The sequence below is a fragment of the Sphingobium agrisoli genome (genome assembly GCF_041877245.1).
Classification (GTDB): Bacteria; Pseudomonadota; Alphaproteobacteria; order Sphingomonadales; family Sphingomonadaceae; genus Sphingobium.
Window position 1 is genome coordinate 294554 of sequence record NZ_JBHDJI010000001.1, and the last position, 16207, is coordinate 310760.

Below are 16207 nucleotides of genomic sequence, written 5' to 3' on the forward strand. Positions count from 1 at the left end.
ACCGGATGTGCTTGATCCGTTTCGCCGCTGCGCCTTAGAAGTCACAGGAATTGCCGGCCGAATGGGCAGCGGAGGAACAAGGTGCAGTGCAAGATCAGCCAGTGAAAGAGCGGCCCGCGCGCCGCCGCTACACCAGCCCGGCGATGGCCGAACGGCGCGCGCGCATCGTCGACACCGCGCACCGGCTGCTCGGCGAAGGCGGGGTCGCGGCGCTCACCATCCGTCGTCTGTCGGAGGAGGCCGGGGTTGCCCAGCGCACCTTGTATCGCCTGTTCGGGGACAAGGATGGGGTGATCAGCGCGACCGTGATCGACCGAATGGTCGAGGTGCGCGCGCATATCGCCCGCCGCAATGCGACCTACACGCTCGACGTGGTGCTGGCGGAACTGGACTGGATGGTCAGCGAACTGGAGCGCGACAGCCTCTATGCGCGGGTCGTCATTGACTTCGTCTTTTCACCGGAGCCGCGCGAGCTGGAAGTGCGCGAGTTGACCTCCGTCGCGCGCGCGCGATTCAGCGCGTGGCTTGCCCTGCAATGCGATGAGGGCGCGGTGCGCGACGATCTGGACCTCGATCAGGTGACCGACACGCATGTGATGCACGAATTTCTGGTCTATCGCCGCTGGTCGCTGCGGCAATGCGATGCGGCGTTGTGCCGCGCGGAATTGCAGGCCTGTTTCCTCCAGACCGCGACGCTGGTGCTGCGCGATCCGGCACGCGAGCGCTACATGGGGCGACTGGCGACCGCGCAACGGCAGATCGGTCAACTCCGGCGATCCGCAGCCCGGCCCGCCGCCAGTGGGGGGGCCAAGGCCGCCTGATCTACTCGCCTTTCTTGTGCGCCGATCCGGCAATGGGATCGGGCGCACCACGGCGCAGGATATCGGCCCGGGTCCGCAGATACTGGCGGATGGCCTCGATCTGGTCGGGGCGGAACTCGGCAAATTGCGGCATACCCGCCGACACGAGCGCGCCATTCCTGACGATTTCGGCGAAGGTCGCCGCATCGGCCACCGCTTCTGACCCGCGCAGGTCGGGCGCCGTGCCACCCGCGATCGCGCCCATGCCGTGGCATACCGAACAGCGTCCGCCGAAAATCCCCTCGCCCCGCGCGGCGAGCGCGGCGTCAGGCTTGAAATCGGGGTCGGCAAAAGCGGTGGCCTGATAGGGAATGCGCTCGGGCAGCGTGCCCTTGCCTCCGATGGCGAAGGTCAGCACGCGGCGCGCCTGCGTCCGGTAATCGATGCCGTATCGGGCGAACATCGGGCCGAACAGGCCAACGCTGGTGCCGATCCCGGCGATCACCGTCACATATTGCCGCCCCTTGTAGCGATAGGTGATGGGCGGCGCGACGACACCCGCGCGCGCGTCGAAATTCCAAAGCCGCTTGCCATTTTCGGCATCATAGGCGGAAAAGCCGCCATCGGGCCGGCCCTGGAACACCAGCCGGCCACCGGTCGTCATGATGCCGCCATTGCCATGGGTTTCCATCGGCAGCCGCCAGCGCGGCTTTTGCGCGACCGGATCCCACGCGATCAGCCAGCCGGTGACATCCTTGCCCCCTGCGTCGATCGCATAGCCGACGCCCGGCGACAGGCCCATGCCGCCCGCGAACTTGAAGTTCTCGCGCGTGATGCCGCTATCGTCATATGTCACCTGAAGGTCGATGGCGGGAATATAGGTCAGGTTGACCTTGGGGTTGTAGGCCATCGGCATCCAGCTGTGCGCGCCCAGCGGCGTCGGCCGGAATGTCGTGCGCCCGCTTTCGTAGCGTATTCCCGGATTTTCGATGGGACGCCCGGTCTTGCGGTCGATGCCCTTCGCCCAGGTAACGTCGACGAACGGCTCGGCGGAAATCAGTTTCCCGTCCTTGCGGTCGATGACGTAGTAAAAGCCGTTCTTGGGCGCGGTCATCACGACCTGGCGGGGTTTGCCGTCGATGGTAAGGTCGGCCAGTTCCATGTCCATCGCGGCATTGAAATCCCAGCTTTCGCCGGGATTGATCTGGTAATGCCATTTATATTTGCCGGTCTTGGCGTCGAGCGCGACAATCGAGCAGACAAAGAGATTGTCACCCTTCCCCATTGACCGGATCTTGTGGTTCCACGGCGCGCCATTGCCGGTGCCGATCAGGATCTGGTCATTGGCCTTGTCATAGGTGATCGCGTTCCAGACCGACCCGCCGCCGCCATAGGTCCACCAGTCGCCATGCCAGGTCTTGGCCGCCATTTCCTGCGCGGCGTCCTCGAACCCGTTGGCGGGATTGCCTGGAACGGTGTAGAATTTCCACAGGAATTTGCCGGTATCCGCGTCGAAGGCGGACACGAAGCCGCGCACGGCGCTCTCGTCCGAACCGGCGTTGCCGATGATCACCTTGCCGTCGAACACGCGCGGTGGGCCGGAAATGAACATGGGCGCGCCGTCAGGTAGCGTCTGGACCGTCCAGATCGGCTGTCCGGTGCGTTCGTCGAGCGCGACCAGACGCCCGTCCTGCGTCGCGGTGATGACCTTGTGATTCCAGTAGGCGATCCCGCGGCTGCCCCAGCCCTGGCGCAGGCGGATGCCTGATGCTTCGGGTGCCTTGGGATCATGCGTCCATTTGACCTTGCCGCTCGCGACATCGATCGCGCGCACGACCGAATAGCCGCTGGCGAGATAGACGGTGCCGTCGACGGAGATCGGGCCGGTCGCCGGATTGCCGGGCGGCAGGTCCACCGACCAGACAAGGCCAAGATCCTTGACCGTATCGGCGTTGATCTGGTCGAGCGGGCTGTAATGTTGTTCGCCATAGGTGCGACCGAAGGCGGGCCAGTCATCGCCGTTGCTGGCATCGTCAAGTTGCCGTTCCCATTGTTCGGCGCCTTTTGACGCCCTCACATCGTCCCTTCCCGACACGGAACAGCCCGTCAGAACGATCGACAGGGTGGCAGCCAGAAGGCAGCCGGACCACTGCATGTCAGTCTTCGTCATAATGTCTCCACGAGGCGCGGCCGGTGGAAGGTCCGGCCGCGCCCTAGTTGGCCTAGAGCTTGTTGCCGAGCTTGACGCCGGCCTCGAGGCCGAAATAGCGCGGCGGTCCATATTGCGAGTTGAGCCACAGGCCCGCGACATTCTGGACGCCGACGCGATAGCGCTTGTCGGTGAGGTTGCGGCCGATCAGGCGCAGATAATATTTGTCGTCGGCCTGCGCCAGCGTGATCGACCCGTTCACCAACGTCCGCGCGTTGAGGAAGGTGTTGCCGAGCGGATCGTCAATCGCCTGCGTGTTGAGGTTCCGCCCGGTATAGGCGGCATTGGCGTTCAGGGTCAGCTTATAGTCGCCGATCGGGATCGAATAGACGCCATCGAGCGTCCATTGCCATTTGGGCGCGCGATCGAGCGGCGCTGACGCCAGGTCGTACCCGGCATTGGCGGCGGTATAGCTCTTATACTTCCCGTCCTGATAGCCGAGCACGCCGCGCAGCGTCAGCCCCTCGACCGGGCTTGCCGACAGTTCCGCCTCCAGCCCCTTGACCGTGGCGCTGGCCGCGTTGACGAACAGCGTCACCTGGTTGGGTTGTCCGTTCACCTGGATGGGCACGTTGAGCTGCTTTTGCAGATCCTTGTACTTCACGTAGAAGCCGGTGAGGTTGAAGCGGAGCCGGTTGTCGAGGAACTGCGACTTCATACCGAGTTCGAAGCTGTCGGCCTTTTCCGGGTCGGTCGCGCGTGCCGCCTCGCGGAAGGCGTCGAGGTCCGCGCCGAACGCGGCGAAACCGCCGATCTGATCGTTGAAGCCCCCGCCCTTGTAACCGCGCGAATAGCCACCGAAGACGAAGAGGTCATCGGTCGCCTGATAGCTGACACTGACGCGATAGGTCGGTTCGCGCCATTTGTCGGACACGGTAATGACGCCGGCGGGGTAATTATAGACGCTGGCGTCGAGCGATTCGCGCAGGCGGATGCTGGGATCGAAGCCGCCGCCGAGCGCGGGAATGAACGTCTGTTGCCGGCCAAGCCAGGTCTTGTCGTCCCAGGTGTAGCGGCCGCCCGCCGTGATCGTCAGGCGATCGGTCGCCTTGAATGTGCCCTCCAGGAACAGCGCGCGCGACTTGGCGCGCTGCGCGTTGCAGAGGATGTAGGGGGTGTCGTTCCAGTTGCCGAAGGGCAGCGGGCCGGAAGTCAGGTCGAGGAAGCCCAGGATCTGCCCGACGCAGAAGTCGATCTTGTCACGCTGGTAGAAGCCGCCGGCGACGAAGTTGAACGGCCCTTCGAAATCGGAAGCGAAGCGCAGTTCCTGCTGCCAGGTCTTGCGATTGTCGTCGCGGGTGGCGTCGAAGAAGGACAGCCGCTGCCCGTCGGCCGCGACCGCCGTTGCGCCGGCATAGGAGTTGGGGATGCGCGAGCGCTGCTTGCGATAGCCAGAAACGGAGGTCAGCGTGCCGATACCGGTGTCATATTCTATATTGGCATAGATGCCGTCGACCGAGATGCGCTGGCCCAGGCCCATGAACAGCAGGCCGTCGTTGCGGCCGGTATAGGCGGCGCGGTCGAGCGGATCCTTGCTCTGCGCATTGGGATCGGTCAGGCCGAGCAGATCGGTCAGGAATGGATTGGCGCCGGTGTAAAGATAGTTCTCATTGACCGAAGGGACGACATCGGACGTGTCGCGGATCCATTCATACTGGAACAGCGCGCTCAAATCCGACGACGGTTCGATCAGCAGCTTGGCGCGGGCCTGCCACACATCCTTGCCGCCCAGCGTCTCACCGCCAAGGCAGCCGCTGCGTCCCTGGAACTTGTTGGGAACAAAACCGGTGACGGGGCCGTAGCAGGCGCCATTCTTGTAATAGCCGTCCGATTTCTCGTAGCCGCCGACCAGCCGCAGCGCGGCGATCGAGCCGATCGGGACATTGGCCGACGCCTGAATCTTGCGCTGGCCAAAATCGCCATATTCGGCGCGGCCCTCGACGCCGATATAGTCGAGTTCGGGCCGCTTGGTCCGCACGGTGACGACGCCGCCGGTCGTATTCTTGCCGAACAGCGTGCCCTGCGGGCCGCGCAGCACCTCGACCTGGGCGACGTCGAACGTGTCGAGCAGCTGCGTCTGGACCGACGGAACCACAAAATCGTCGACGAGCACAGCGACGGGCGGCTCGAAATAGACGATGATCGACGTCTGCCCTACGCCGCGCATCGCGAAGCTGGCCGCGTTGAAATTGGCGATCGTCGCGGCCGAGAAATTGGGCACGAAGGCCGCGATTTCGCCCAGGTCGCGGGGCGATGCCTGCGCGATCAGCGAACTGTCGACCGCCGACACCGAAACCGGGGTCGATTGCAGGTCGGTCGACCGCCGGGTCGCAGTGACGATGATGTCGGCGAGGCCGGTCGTGGCCTCGGTATCGGTCGCCTGCGGCACGGCGCCGGCGCCATCCTGCGCGAAGGCTGGAACGCCGGCGATCGCGGCCATCAGCGCGAACGAGCACGACGATCGGTAAAGCTGCCTCATCAACATGCCTCTCTCTCCTAGCACCCCCGCCATTGGTTGCGGGTTCGGTCACGAGAATTATCATGTGCGCAGCATTTGGCAATCAGTCATGTATGTTTTTTTGTTGAAGCCGGGACATGACCTCGCCCCGTCACAAAAATTCCCTCTGCGGCCCCCTAAAATCCGACCATCGCAGACATTCATGATTGTTTTTAATTGTATCTGGCCTATGGTTTTCCAACACCGGCCCGGGCCGTCGCGCGCTTGTATGCGGCGCGGCGAAATCGGGCCGGATGGAGAGGAGAATGATCCCCATGCCCTTCAGTTTTCTATCACGATTCCGGATCCGCGATGACCGGCAGGAGGATTTCATCGCGCTCGTGCGCGAGATGGAGCATTTGTCTAAGAACGAACCGGGCACGCTGCACTACCAGTTTTTCCGCCTGGGCGACCCGGGCATGTTCGCCGTGTTCGAGAGCTTCGTCGACGAGGCCGCCGACCAGGCGCATATGGATTATCCGCACAACAAGCCACTGATCGAACGGATCGTCGGCTGCATGGACGGATCCTACACGCGCGAACTGCTCCACGACCTTGAAGCGCGGGAGGGCTGAAGACGATGCCGGGCAAGAGCTTCATCGCGCGCCTGCGCGCCCGTCCCGAAAAGCGCGACGAACTCATCGCGTTGCAGGCCGAACTCAAGCAACTGGTGTTCGAACAGGAACCCGGCGCGATCGTCTATGAATTGTTCCAGGCCGACGATGATCCCGACCTGTTCGAAGTCGTCGCCACCTTTCGCGACGATGCGGCGTTCGAAACGCACATGCAAATCGACTTTCATGACCGGCTGGTGCCTCCGATCATTGCCTGCCTGGCGGAGGATATGACGATCCGCTTCTACCGTTCGCTGCCGTGATCGGGTATCAGGCACGCAAAGGGCGGCGTGGTGCAACCCGGCCGACCCGAACGATAGCGGCCATATTGTTCGGCCATCATTGCGTTGGTTTGCATGATGCAGGACGCAGCTGTCCGGGCGTCTAACGCCGCCCGCGCCCCAGGGTGATGCCGATCTCCTCGCCCCGTTCGGACAGCGCCAGTTTTACGATCTTGACCTCAACATGGCTCACCTTGTCGTCCTGAAGGAAGATGGTGTCGATGATATGGTCGGCCACCGCCTCGATCAGGGTGAAGTGGACGCCCTCGGGTAATGCCGTCGATGCGGCGTGTTTGAGGTCCATGTAGTTTTTCGATCGGCTTAGCGGCGTCGCCGGATCATAATGGTCCGCGATTCTCAGCCGCGCGCGAATCGATATGCGGAGCGGCTGCGGCAGATGCGTCTCTTCCGAATAGATGCCGGTCAGCACGTCGACATGCAGGTTGTTCACCTCCAGCGTCAGAAAATCGTCAAATCCCGTCTGCATAGCCACCATGTTCGGCCCGTCCGCGCTGTCGGGCGGGTCCAATAAAGTCTTTCATTTCGCGGACCGGGCGCTAAAAACCCGCCGCTCGGCGCTGCCCCATGCGCCATAGATGGCGGAACGGCAAGTCGTGTCTCATATCGTACCCCTGGATAGCCAGCCTGCCGCCGCGATCGAACGGCTGCTCGATGCTGCCTTCGGGTCCGACCGGCATGGCCGCACCGCCTATCGCATCCGGGAAGGGATGGCCTGGCTCCCGCTCCTCTCCTTCGCCGCGCTGGATGAAGCCGGCACGCTGATCGGCACGCTGCAAAGCTGGCCCGTTGCGCTGGCGCAAACGGACGGCGGCCGCTTGCCGCTCATCATGGTCGGCCCGGTTGCGGTCGATCCGGCGCATCAGATGGGCGGCCATGGCCGCGCGCTGATGGATGCGGTGGTCGCGGCCGCCCGCGTGCAGGCGAGCGAGCCTCTGATGATGATCGGCGACCCCGAATATTATGGCCGCTTCTGGGGCTTTTCCGCTGACGGAACCGGCGGCTGGGACGCGCCCGGCCCATTCGAACGGCGCCGCCTGCTCGCGTTGTCGGTTGATGGCCACCCGGTCGGCGGGAGGGGGATGCTTGCCCCGCGTATCGCCGTCGCCGCCTGATTACCCCTTTGCCTTCGGGCGACGAGGCTCCTATCTCCGCCTCATGCCGATGGAGCCGCTGCCCGACCTTTCCACCCTGTCGCTGACCGACATCGCGCGGCTGGCGCAGGAAAAGCGCTTGCCGCCCGTCGATCAATGGAACCCCGCCCATTGCGGCGATAGCGAGATGCGGATCGCGCGCGACGGCACCTGGTATCATCAGGGGTCGCCGATCGGCCGCGAGACGATGGTGCGCCTTTTCTCATCGATCCTGCGGCGCGAGCCGGACGGCCGCCATGTCCTTGTCACCCCGGTCGAGAAGCTCGACATAGCGGTGGAGGACGCGCCGTTCGTGGCGGTCGAACTCAAGAGCGAGGGCGCTGGCCGTGACCGCACCCTCGCTTTCCGCCTCAACAGCGGCGATCTGGTGACCGCCGGCCCCGACCATGCGGTGACCCTGCGCGAGACGCCGGACGGGCCGCACCCCTATCTCCATGTGCGCGGCGGGCTAGAGGCGCTGGTTGCCCGCAGCGTCTATTATGAGTTGATGAACCTCGCCCTGGACGAAGAATGGGAGCCTGTTGGACTGTGGAGCGACGGGGCCTTCTTCGCACTGGACGGGGCGCAATGACGCTGGCGCAGCGGCTGCGCGCCGCGCTGGACGAAGGGCATCGTAACGCCGACCTCCTGCCTCCCTCCGACCTCGTCGACCCGCGTATCCAGGGCGAGATCGACCTTGCCCCTGCCGCCGTGCTGGTCGCCGTCACGGATCGCGCCGAACCGGGACTCATTCTCACGGAACGCGCGACCACGCTCCGCAAACATGCCGGGCAGATCGCCTTTCCGGGTGGTCGGGTCGATCCGGGCGACATCGACGCCATCGCCGGCGCGCTGCGCGAGGCGCAGGAGGAGATCGCGCTTGCGCCCAACCATGTCGAGGTGGTCGGCACGACGGATCGCTACCATACTTTCACGGGGTTCGACATCGTGCCGGTGCTGGCCGTCATCCCGCCGGACCTGCCGCTGCGCGCGCAGGAAGGCGAAGTGGCCAACTGGTTCGAACTGCCGCTCGCCTATGCGCTCGATCCGGCCAACCGCGTCCGGCGCGAGATCGAGTTCGCGGGCGCGGCTCGCCATTATTACGAGATTGTCTGGGAAGGTCGCCGCATCTGGGGCATCACCGCCGCCATCCTCGCCAACCTGTCGCGACGCCTGGGCCATGACCGCATCGCTGCCTGACGCCGAATGGCGACACCGGCCGGGCCTTGGCGGACTGCTTGAGGCGCTGGAAGCCGGCGCTGGCAGGGCGCGCTTCGTCGGCGGCGCGGTCCGCGACGCGCTGCTTGGCCTGCCGGTCAACGATATCGATGTCGCCACCACGCTCGACCCGCATGATGTGCTCGACCGGCTGAAAAAGGCGGGGATCAAGGCGGTGCCGACCGGCATCGACCATGGCACCGTCACCGCCGTCCTGCCCGACGGCCCGGTCGAGATCACGACGCTGCGGCGCGACGTCAGCACCGACGGGCGCCGCGCCACCATCGCCTATACGGACGACTGGCGCGAGGATGCCGCGCGGCGCGATTTCACCATCAACGCTCTTTATGCCGATCCGCTGACCGGCGCGATCAGCGACTATTTCGGCGGGGTCACCGACCTGGAGGCCCGCCGGCTGCGCTTCATCGGCGATGCTTCCGCCCGCATCGCCGAGGATCATCTGCGCATCCTGCGCTATTTCCGCTTCCTTGCCCGCTATGGCGGCAATGTGCTGGACGACGCTGCCTATGCCGCGTGCGCCGCCGCCGCCAACAGCCTGATGGCCCTGTCGCGCGAGCGGATCGCCGACGAGTTGCTCAAGCTGCTCGGCGTCTTCGCACCCGTCCCAGCGCTTCGCCTGATGATCGACGGCGCGATCCTGATGCCGGTGCTGCCGGAGATCGACCGCGCCGGCATCGACCGGCTGGAGGCGCTGATAGCACGCGAGGCGGAGGCCGGCGTCGCGCCCGCGCCGATCCGCCGCCTTGCCGCGCTGCTGCCGACCGATCCCGCGCTGGCGGACCAGATCGGCGCGCGGCTCAAATTGTCGAATAAAAGCCGCAAGCGGCTGATGACCGCGCTGGAGCCCGCGCTTGCGCCGGAAACGCCCCGCGCGCTTGCCTATCGGGTAGGGATCGAAGGCGCTACCGACAGGCTGTTGCTCGATCCCGCCCAGCCACTCGATGCCCTAGCCCGGTTGGAGGGCTGGACCCCGCCTCAACTGCCCATCGGCGGCGGCGCCCTGATCGCGCGCGGCCTTACTGCCGGCCCCGATGTCGCAAAAGCCTTGCAGGCGGTCGAGCGCGCCTGGGTGGCGGAGGATTTCCCCGATGAGTCCCGCGTCGCCGCGATCGCCGATCAGATCGTCTCGAAATTCCATCGCGCGCGCCAGTAGGCAAAGGCGTCGGCCTCCGACATCGGCCGCGCGAAATGATAGCCCTGCCCCTGCCAGCAGCCCATCTGCTGCAACGCATGGGCCAGATCCTGCGTCTCGATCCCCTCGGCCGTGACTTTCAGGTTCAGCGATTCGGCGAGCGACAATATCGTCCGCACGATCACCGCCTTGTCGTGGTCCGCCAGCATGGAAGAGACGAAGCTGCGGTCGATCTTCAAAATATCGATCGGTAGGCTGTGCAGGCTGGCGAGGTTGGAAAAGCCGGTGCCGAAATCGTCCATGGCGACCGACATCTTCAAATCCTTGAGCGCAACGAGCAATTTGCGCGCCTTGTCGGGATCCGCGATGATCGCGCTTTCGGTGAGTTCGGCGGTCAGCCGCTCCCCATCTATCCCGGAATAGCGCAGCGCTTCCTCGAACATCGAGGCGACATCATCGCGCGCCATCTGGATCGCCGACAGGTTTACATTGACGCCTACGGAAAGCGGTTGGCCGAATTGCGCATCCCACCGCGCCAGCGCCTGCGCCGCCTCATAGGCCGCCCAGCGCCCGAGCGGGGTTATAAGGCCGCTTTCCTCGGCCACCGCAATGAACTCGACCGGAGACACGTCGCCGAGCTCCGCGTCGTTCCACCGCGCCAGCGCCTCGAATCCGGTCACCTCGCCGGTCGGGAGATGGATCAGCGGCTGATAGGCGAGCGTCAGCCCGCCATGCGCCAGCGCGTCGCGCAACCGGCTTTCGACCGAAAAGCGGCGATGCGCTTCCTTGAGTACGCCGTTGCGATAGATTTCCACCTTGCCGCTGCGTTTGGCGATCTTCACTGCCGCCTGCGCCTTGCGGACCACGTCCTCGGGATCGTCGTCCAGGCTGGCCGAGAGGGCACAGCCGATCGCGCAGTCGACCCGGATTTGCAGATCGCTGAGGCGAATAGGTGAACTCAGCGCTTCCTTGATCCGCTGCACGATCTGAAGAGCGTCCGACAAGCCATTGTTCAAGCGCGCAAAGATCGCGAAGTCGTTGCCGCCGATGCGGGCGAGCACATCGCCCTGCCGCAGGCTGGACTTGAGCCGCTTGGCCACGGTGATGAGCAGTTCGTCGCCCGCCATCGGCCCCAGCGACTCGTTGACGCGGCTGAAGCGACTGAGATCGATGGCGATGATGCCGAACTGGGCGTTGTCGGGCCACACGGCGTTCCTGAGCCGGTCGTCGATCTCCTCGCCAAAACCGGTACGGTTGGGCAGTGCGGTCAATCCGTCGGACAGCAATTCGCGACGGAGATTCTTCTCGGTTGCGCGCTCGCTCGTGCGATCGGTCGCAGTGAAGAGGAACAGGGGCGTGTCGTTCGCGCCGGTCGGCAATCGCCCAATGGTGCAAAGGAAATATTCAGGCCCCAGCTTGCCGTCGCGACGGATTTCGAAGGTCTCCGAAATACGGTCCGATCGCGAAAAGCACGTCAGCCGCTCGACGAACTCGGCCGAGATGCGCGCAACCGCCGCGCTGTCCCGAACGTCCTGCACCATCGCGATATAGCGGTCGTTGCCGCACACCATCGCTATGCCCTCGCGGCCCACCGCGAAGATCGCGGCGAGTTGCGGCAACGCGGAAAGCCAATGCTCCATCGCGATGCAGCGGTCGCGGCAGCCCCCATCCGTCCCCGGCAATGGGAGGGCGTCAGCCGGTTTTACCGGCAAATTGCGCACCGAAACGGATTCCATGGCTCCGCTGTATCGGGGAGGAGTAAATTTTCGGGAAACATTACGCGACCGATCGGCACGACCCGCGCAAAATGCGAAATCTCTGATTTCCGAGGCTCATTTCAAAATCGGTTATCCCGGGGAAAGCCGGTTGGCGGCATCCGCCCGGCCGCGCCGCGCGCCACCTTCCACGGCAGCATGTCGCTTTCGGTCCGGGTCCGCCCGCTTTCGCCCCCCATCGTCCAGCTGAGCCCATCGGCGAGGCGGAAGGCGATGGCGTCGGACAGTCCGCCGTCCCGATATCGCTGCATCTGCACCCCCTGCCCCCGCGCCATCTTGGGCATTTCGCTCAGGGCAAAAACCAGCAATTTGCGGTTTTCGCCGATCACCGCGATGCTGTCCGCCTCCGCGGGAACCGGCCGCACGACGCTGAGCTTCGCGCCGGCCCGAACGTTCACCACCTGCTTGCCCTTGCGGGTTTCGGCGATCAGGTCGGCGGCGGCCGCGACGAATCCGCGCCCATCCGACGACGCGAGCAGCAAGTCGCCGCCGATCCGCGCGGGCATCAGCGTGACGACCGCGCCTTCATTGTCCATGTCGACCAAAGAGCGCACGGGATCGCCAAAGCCCCTTCCGCCCGGCAGCTTGTCCGATGCGAGCGTATAGACGCGGCCCGTCGCGGTCGCCATCAACAGCTTGTCGGTCGTGTAGGCGTGGAAGGCGAATTGGGGCCCGTCGCCTTCCTTGAACTTGAGCGTATCGGCGGCGGCGAGATCGCGGTGGCCGCTCATGGCCCTGATCCAGCCGCGTTCCGAAAGGATCACCGTGATCGGCTCGCGCTCGATCATCGCCTCCAGCGGAATTTCGCGCGCGGGGGCCGCTTCCTCCACCAGCGTCCGGCGGCGGCCGATGTCCGTTTCCGGCCCGTAGCGCTTCCGAAGCGCGGCAAAATCCTTCTTGAGGCGCGTCTTCTGCCGGGCCGGGCTCTCGACCAGCTTCTCCAGCTCGTCCTTCTCCTTGAGAAGATCGGCATGCTCGCGCCGCAGTTCCATCTCCTCCAGCTTGCGCAAGGATCGCAACCGCATGTTGAGGATCGCCTCGGCCTGCCGGTCGGTCAGGGAGAACTCGGTCATCATCACGGCCTTGGGCTCGTCCTCGGTGCGGATGATCTCGATCACCCGGTCAAGATTGAGATAGGCTATGATGTAGCCGTCGAGCAGTTCCAGCCGATCGGCGATCTTCGCAAGCCGGTGCTGTGCGCGCCGCACCAGCACGTCAATCTGGTGTTTCAGCCATTCGATCAGCAGCGGCTTCAGCCCCAGCACGCGCGGCGTATGGCTGGCGTCCAGCACGTTGAGGTTCAGCGGAAATCGGTTTTCGAGGTCGGTGAGCCGGAACAGGCTGTCCATCAGCACCTGCTCGTCCACCGTGCGCGCGCGCGGTTCGATGACGATGCGGATTTCGGTGTCGCTCTCGTCCCGCACATCGGCCAGGATCGGTAGCTTCCGGTCGTTGATCAGCGCCGCGATCTGCTCGATCAGCTTCGACTTCTGTACCTGATAGGGAATTTCGGTCACGACCGCGACCCAGGTGCCGCGCCCGCCATCCTCCTTGTGCCAGCGTGCCCGCGTGCGGAACGCGCCGCGCCCGGTGGCATAGGCTTCGGAAATGATCGCGGCATTGTCCACCAGCACGCCCCCCGTCGGGAAGTCAGGCCCGCGCACCACCTGCATCAGCGCGGCATGATCGGCGTCGGCATCGTCGATCAGCAGGTTGGCGGCGTCGATCAGTTCAGCGACGTTATGTGGCGGGATGCTGGTTGCCATGCCGACGGCGATGCCGCTTGCGCCATTGGCGAGCAGGTTGGGGAAGAGGCCGGGGAACACCTCCGGTTCCTCGTCCTCGCCATTATAGGTGGGGCGAAAATCGACCGTGCCCTCGTCCAGCCCGGCCATCAGGTCGGCCGCGGCCTGGGTCAGCCGCGCCTCGGTGTAGCGCATCGCTGCGGCGTTATCGCCGTCGATATTGCCGAAATTGCCCTGCCCGTCGACCAGCGGCGTGCGAAGCGAGAAATCCTGCGCCAGCCGCACCATGGCGTCATAGACCGAGGCGTCGCCATGCGGGTGATATTTGCCGATGACGTCGCCCACGACGCGCGCACATTTTTTGTAGGCGGTGGTGTTGCGCGCGGGATTGGCGACCAGCACATCGGGGTTCGCGCCGCCCGGCTCCATCCGCAGCAACCGCATCGCCCAGAGCAGGCGGCGATGCACCGGCTTCAGCCCGTCGCGCAGGTCCGGCAGCGACCGCGCCGTGATCGTGGAGAGCGCATAGACGAGATAGCGCTGCGAGAGCGCCTCGTCGAACGGATGATCCTTGATGGCGTCGAACGGGTCGCGGAAATCTGTCATCCCTGACGGCTTAGCAAAGGGAGCACGAAACGGAAACGGTTTCGCTGCGGGCCAGCGCCGTTCGTCAGCGCGGGAAGTAAACGCCGTCGGGATCGGCGCTGACGGCGTCGGCGAATTCCGCGCAGATCCAGTCGCGGAACGCCTTCACCTTGGGCGTATTGCGGGCGTGGGAGGGATAGACGATCCAGTAGCTCGCCAGTTCGCGGACATAGGATGGCACCGCTTCGACCAGCAACCCCGCCTCTATTTCCGCCTTCCAGAGGAAATGGTTGAGGATGGCGACGCCCTGCCCTGCGATTGCGGCGCGCCCTTCCATCACCTGGCTGTCGAGCGCGATGCCCGGCGGCCCGACGGCGGGATCATCCTCCACCCCCATCGCGGCGAACCATTCGTGCCACCACATGTCGTCGGGCGACAGGCGCGGCAGCGCGTACAGTGCCTTTGCGTCCGCCAGGGGCCCATGCTGATCGAGCCAGCCGGGGCTGCACATGGGCACCAGCCGGTTGTGCGTCAGCAGCCGCGCCTCCAGCCCCGGCCATTCGCCTCGCCCGCCCCGGACGGCAAGGTCCACGCCGTCGCGAGCCAGATCGACCACGGCGTCGTCCGCCTGGATTCGCACCGCCAAATTTGGATGCCGCATCTGGAACGCGCCGATGCGCGGCGCGAGCCACAGATGGGCGAAGCTGTTGGTGCAGCTGATCGTCAACACCGCCGAATGATCCTGCGTCAGCGCGGCGAAGCCGTCGCGCATCTGGTCGAAGGCGCGGGTCAGGATCGGCGCGATCTCCCGCCCCTTGTCGGTCAGCGCCACCTTGCGCCCGGCGCGCTGGAACAGGCTGATGCCCAGCCGCTCCTCCAGCAGCTTCACCTGATAGCTGACCGCCGCCTGGGTCATGCCCAGTTCCTGCGCCGCAGCGGTGAAATTTTCCCGACGCGCGGCGGCTTCGAACACGCGGATGGCGGACAGAGAGGGCAGCGACGACATACCCAAATCATAAGTTCAGCTTATCAAAGCCGTCCAGCCTTTTGTTGGCCGTCCTTACGGAAAAGGCGCATATGCACGGCAGCGGAACGATCCGCTCCATCAGAAGGATCACGCCATGCGCGACGAAATCGACGACCGGCTGTGGCAATATGGCCGGAAGCAGACCAGCAACGCAATCGACCGGCTGGTGCGCCGGACAATGCAGGCTTTCTGCGTGCTTCACCGCCAGCAATGGTCTGCGCCCTGGAGCCCGGCGAAACGCTGCCGCCCCTGAAGCCGGAGCAGCAAAAACAGGGTTGCAGTTTCGGGCACAGCCGCCACTTTGCGCCCGTGTCCGAATCCGCCCCCGCTTTATCCGCCCACCCCCTCCCCGCGCCGCCGCCGGCGCTGCTGGAGGGGGCCGCCCTGTTCCTGGACTTCGATGGCACGCTGGCCCCGCTCGCGGACTCGCCCGATGCCGTCCATGTCGATGATGCGCTGCTGGCCATGCTGGCGGCGTTGCGGGATGGGCTGAGCGGCCGGCTTGCAATCGTCAGCGGCCGGGCGGTCGCGACCCTGCGCGACCTTGGCTTTGCCGACTTTCTCCTCGCGGGCACCCATGGCCTTGAATTTGCGCGTCCTGGCGAACGGATCGACGGTCCCGCCCGCCTGCCCGCCATCGATGAGGTAGAGGCCGCATTCCACGCCTTCGCCGCCGACAAGCCCGGCCTTCTGGTCGAACGCAAGTCGATCAGCGTGGGCCTCCACTATCGCGGCGGGCCGCAATGGGGGGGTGAAGCCGCCGCACTCGCCGATCTACTCGCAGCGACCCATGACCTCGTCGTCCAGCGCGGCAAGATGCTCGTCGAGTTGCGCCCTGGCGGCGCGGACAAGGGCAGCGCGGTGCGGACGTTGATGGCGCTGCCTCTGATGACCGAAGCCGTTCCTGTCTTCATCGGCGATGACGTCACCGACGAGGAAGGCTTCGCCGCAGCCGCCGACCTGGGCGGCGCGGGCATATTGGTCGGTCCGCCTCGTTCCACCGCCGCAACCTTTTCTTTGGAACAGGTTGCCGCGGTCAGGCATTATCTTGCAGAAGGGGCTGCCCGGCTCGGCTGACAGGCGGCCTCTCCGCTTGATCCAACGCCACCGGGGGAAGACACATCAGCAGCGGCAATGACAGCTTTCTTGGCC

General features: G+C 65.1%; 15 protein-coding genes. 9 read left to right on the forward strand and 6 right to left on the reverse strand.

Annotated features, from left to right (window positions below):
- The first annotated feature begins 86 nt into the window (after positions 1-86).
- Entirely contained in the window at positions 87-821 is a 735-nt protein-coding gene (locus ACETPF_RS01345) for a TetR/AcrR family transcriptional regulator (protein ID WP_373932469.1), read from the forward strand.
- Between the two features lies 1 nt (position 822).
- Here the strand turns inward: ACETPF_RS01345 and ACETPF_RS01350 are convergent, their stop codons facing one another.
- The gene (locus ACETPF_RS01350) at positions 823-2970 is read right to left on the reverse strand and encodes a PQQ-dependent dehydrogenase, methanol/ethanol family (RefSeq protein ID WP_373932470.1); all 2148 of its coding nucleotides are present in this window, start codon (positions 2968-2970) and stop codon (positions 823-825) included.
- Between the two features lie 52 nt (positions 2971-3022).
- Positions 3023-5494 (reverse strand): TonB-dependent receptor, encoded by a 2472-nt coding sequence (locus tag ACETPF_RS01355; protein ID WP_373932471.1) that lies wholly within the window; start codon positions 5492-5494, stop codon positions 3023-3025.
- Positions 5495-5772: 278 nt separating this feature from the next.
- Here ACETPF_RS01355 and ACETPF_RS01360 point away from each other — a divergent pair, with 278 nt between their 5' ends.
- Complete coding sequence (locus ACETPF_RS01360; RefSeq protein WP_373932472.1) at positions 5773-6081, forward strand: putative quinol monooxygenase; 309 nt, start codon at positions 5773-5775, stop codon at positions 6079-6081.
- 5 nt (positions 6082-6086) lie between these two features.
- Complete coding sequence (locus ACETPF_RS01365; protein ID WP_373932473.1) at positions 6087-6383, forward strand: putative quinol monooxygenase; 297 nt, start codon at positions 6087-6089, stop codon at positions 6381-6383.
- Between the two features lie 121 nt (positions 6384-6504).
- Here the strand turns inward: ACETPF_RS01365 and ACETPF_RS01370 are convergent, their stop codons facing one another.
- The gene (locus ACETPF_RS01370; RefSeq protein ID WP_373933039.1) at positions 6505-6888 is read right to left on the reverse strand and encodes a dihydroneopterin aldolase; all 384 of its coding nucleotides are present in this window, start codon (positions 6886-6888) and stop codon (positions 6505-6507) included.
- A gap of 109 nt (positions 6889-6997) precedes the next feature.
- On the opposite strand from ACETPF_RS01370, the gene ACETPF_RS01375 reads away from it, so the two are divergent.
- From ACETPF_RS01375 to ACETPF_RS01390, 4 genes are read left to right on the forward strand one after another with little or no spacing between them, the layout of a single operon-like run.
- Entirely contained in the window at positions 6998-7534 is a 537-nt protein-coding gene (locus ACETPF_RS01375; protein WP_373932474.1) for a GNAT family N-acetyltransferase, read from the forward strand.
- Positions 7535-7577: 43 nt separating this feature from the next.
- Positions 7578-8144, forward strand: coding sequence for a DUF1285 domain-containing protein (locus ACETPF_RS01380; RefSeq protein WP_373932475.1), 567 nt, complete (start codon positions 7578-7580; stop codon positions 8142-8144).
- The gene (locus ACETPF_RS01385; RefSeq protein ID WP_373932476.1) at positions 8141-8752 is read left to right on the forward strand and encodes a CoA pyrophosphatase; all 612 of its coding nucleotides are present in this window, start codon (positions 8141-8143) and stop codon (positions 8750-8752) included. Before ACETPF_RS01380 ends, ACETPF_RS01385 begins: the two co-directional genes overlap by 4 nt.
- The gene (locus ACETPF_RS01390; RefSeq protein WP_373932477.1) at positions 8733-9944 is read left to right on the forward strand and encodes a CCA tRNA nucleotidyltransferase; all 1212 of its coding nucleotides are present in this window, start codon (positions 8733-8735) and stop codon (positions 9942-9944) included. The genes ACETPF_RS01385 and ACETPF_RS01390 overlap by 20 nt, the downstream gene beginning before the upstream one ends.
- Here ACETPF_RS01390 and ACETPF_RS01395 read toward each other — a convergent pair.
- The 3 genes from ACETPF_RS01395 to gcvA form a co-directional block, all read right to left on the reverse strand.
- Positions 9908-11659: a putative bifunctional diguanylate cyclase/phosphodiesterase gene (locus ACETPF_RS01395; protein ID WP_373932478.1), complete on the reverse strand. Its 1752-nt coding sequence runs from the start codon at positions 11657-11659 to the stop codon at positions 9908-9910. The two genes, ACETPF_RS01390 and ACETPF_RS01395, sit on opposite strands and share 37 nt — an antisense overlap.
- A gap of 101 nt (positions 11660-11760) precedes the next feature.
- Positions 11761-14049: a DNA topoisomerase IV subunit A gene (gene parC / locus ACETPF_RS01400; protein WP_373932479.1), complete on the reverse strand. Its 2289-nt coding sequence runs from the start codon at positions 14047-14049 to the stop codon at positions 11761-11763.
- Between the two features lie 64 nt (positions 14050-14113).
- Positions 14114-15034 carry a transcriptional regulator GcvA gene (gene gcvA / locus ACETPF_RS01405; RefSeq protein WP_373932480.1) on the reverse strand — a complete coding sequence of 307 codons (921 nt, stop codon included), beginning with the start codon at positions 15032-15034 and terminating at the stop codon, positions 14114-14116.
- A gap of 115 nt (positions 15035-15149) precedes the next feature.
- Between gcvA and ACETPF_RS01410 the strand changes: the two genes are divergently transcribed.
- Positions 15150-15308 (forward strand): hypothetical protein, encoded by a 159-nt coding sequence (locus ACETPF_RS01410; RefSeq protein ID WP_373932481.1) that lies wholly within the window; start codon positions 15150-15152, stop codon positions 15306-15308.
- Between the two features lie 56 nt (positions 15309-15364).
- Complete coding sequence (gene otsB, locus ACETPF_RS01415; protein ID WP_373932482.1) at positions 15365-16132, forward strand: trehalose-phosphatase; 768 nt, start codon at positions 15365-15367, stop codon at positions 16130-16132.
- Positions 16133-16207: the final 75 nt, after the last annotated feature.

Excerpts from the sequence above, each read along its gene's own strand:
- ACETPF_RS01380 (WP_373932475.1), top strand. The coding sequence starts at position 7,578 with ATGCCGATGGAGCCGCTGCCCGACCTTTCCACCCTGTCGCTGACCGAC.
- ACETPF_RS01360 (WP_373932472.1), top strand. The coding sequence starts at position 5,773 with ATGATCCCCATGCCCTTCAGTTTTCTATCACGATTCCGGATCCGCGAT.
- ACETPF_RS01375 (WP_373932474.1), top strand. The coding sequence starts at position 6,998 with ATGGCGGAACGGCAAGTCGTGTCTCATATCGTACCCCTGGATAGCCAG.
- ACETPF_RS01365 (WP_373932473.1), top strand. The coding sequence starts at position 6,087 with ATGCCGGGCAAGAGCTTCATCGCGCGCCTGCGCGCCCGTCCCGAAAAG.
- ACETPF_RS01350 (WP_373932470.1), bottom strand. The coding sequence starts at position 2,970 with ATGACGAAGACTGACATGCAGTGGTCCGGCTGCCTTCTGGCTGCCACC.
- ACETPF_RS01370 (WP_373933039.1), bottom strand. The coding sequence starts at position 6,888 with ATGCAGACGGGATTTGACGATTTTCTGACGCTGGAGGTGAACAACCTG.
- ACETPF_RS01385 (WP_373932476.1), top strand. The coding sequence starts at position 8,141 with ATGACGCTGGCGCAGCGGCTGCGCGCCGCGCTGGACGAAGGGCATCGT.
- ACETPF_RS01355 (WP_373932471.1), bottom strand. The coding sequence starts at position 5,494 with ATGTTGATGAGGCAGCTTTACCGATCGTCGTGCTCGTTCGCGCTGATG.
- ACETPF_RS01410 (WP_373932481.1), top strand. The coding sequence starts at position 15,150 with ATGCGCGACGAAATCGACGACCGGCTGTGGCAATATGGCCGGAAGCAG.
- parC (WP_373932479.1), bottom strand. The coding sequence starts at position 14,049 with ATGACAGATTTCCGCGACCCGTTCGACGCCATCAAGGATCATCCGTTC.
- ACETPF_RS01390 (WP_373932477.1), top strand. The coding sequence starts at position 8,733 with ATGACCGCATCGCTGCCTGACGCCGAATGGCGACACCGGCCGGGCCTT.
- gcvA (WP_373932480.1), bottom strand. The coding sequence starts at position 15,034 with ATGTCGTCGCTGCCCTCTCTGTCCGCCATCCGCGTGTTCGAAGCCGCC.
- ACETPF_RS01395 (WP_373932478.1), bottom strand. The coding sequence starts at position 11,659 with ATGGAATCCGTTTCGGTGCGCAATTTGCCGGTAAAACCGGCTGACGCC.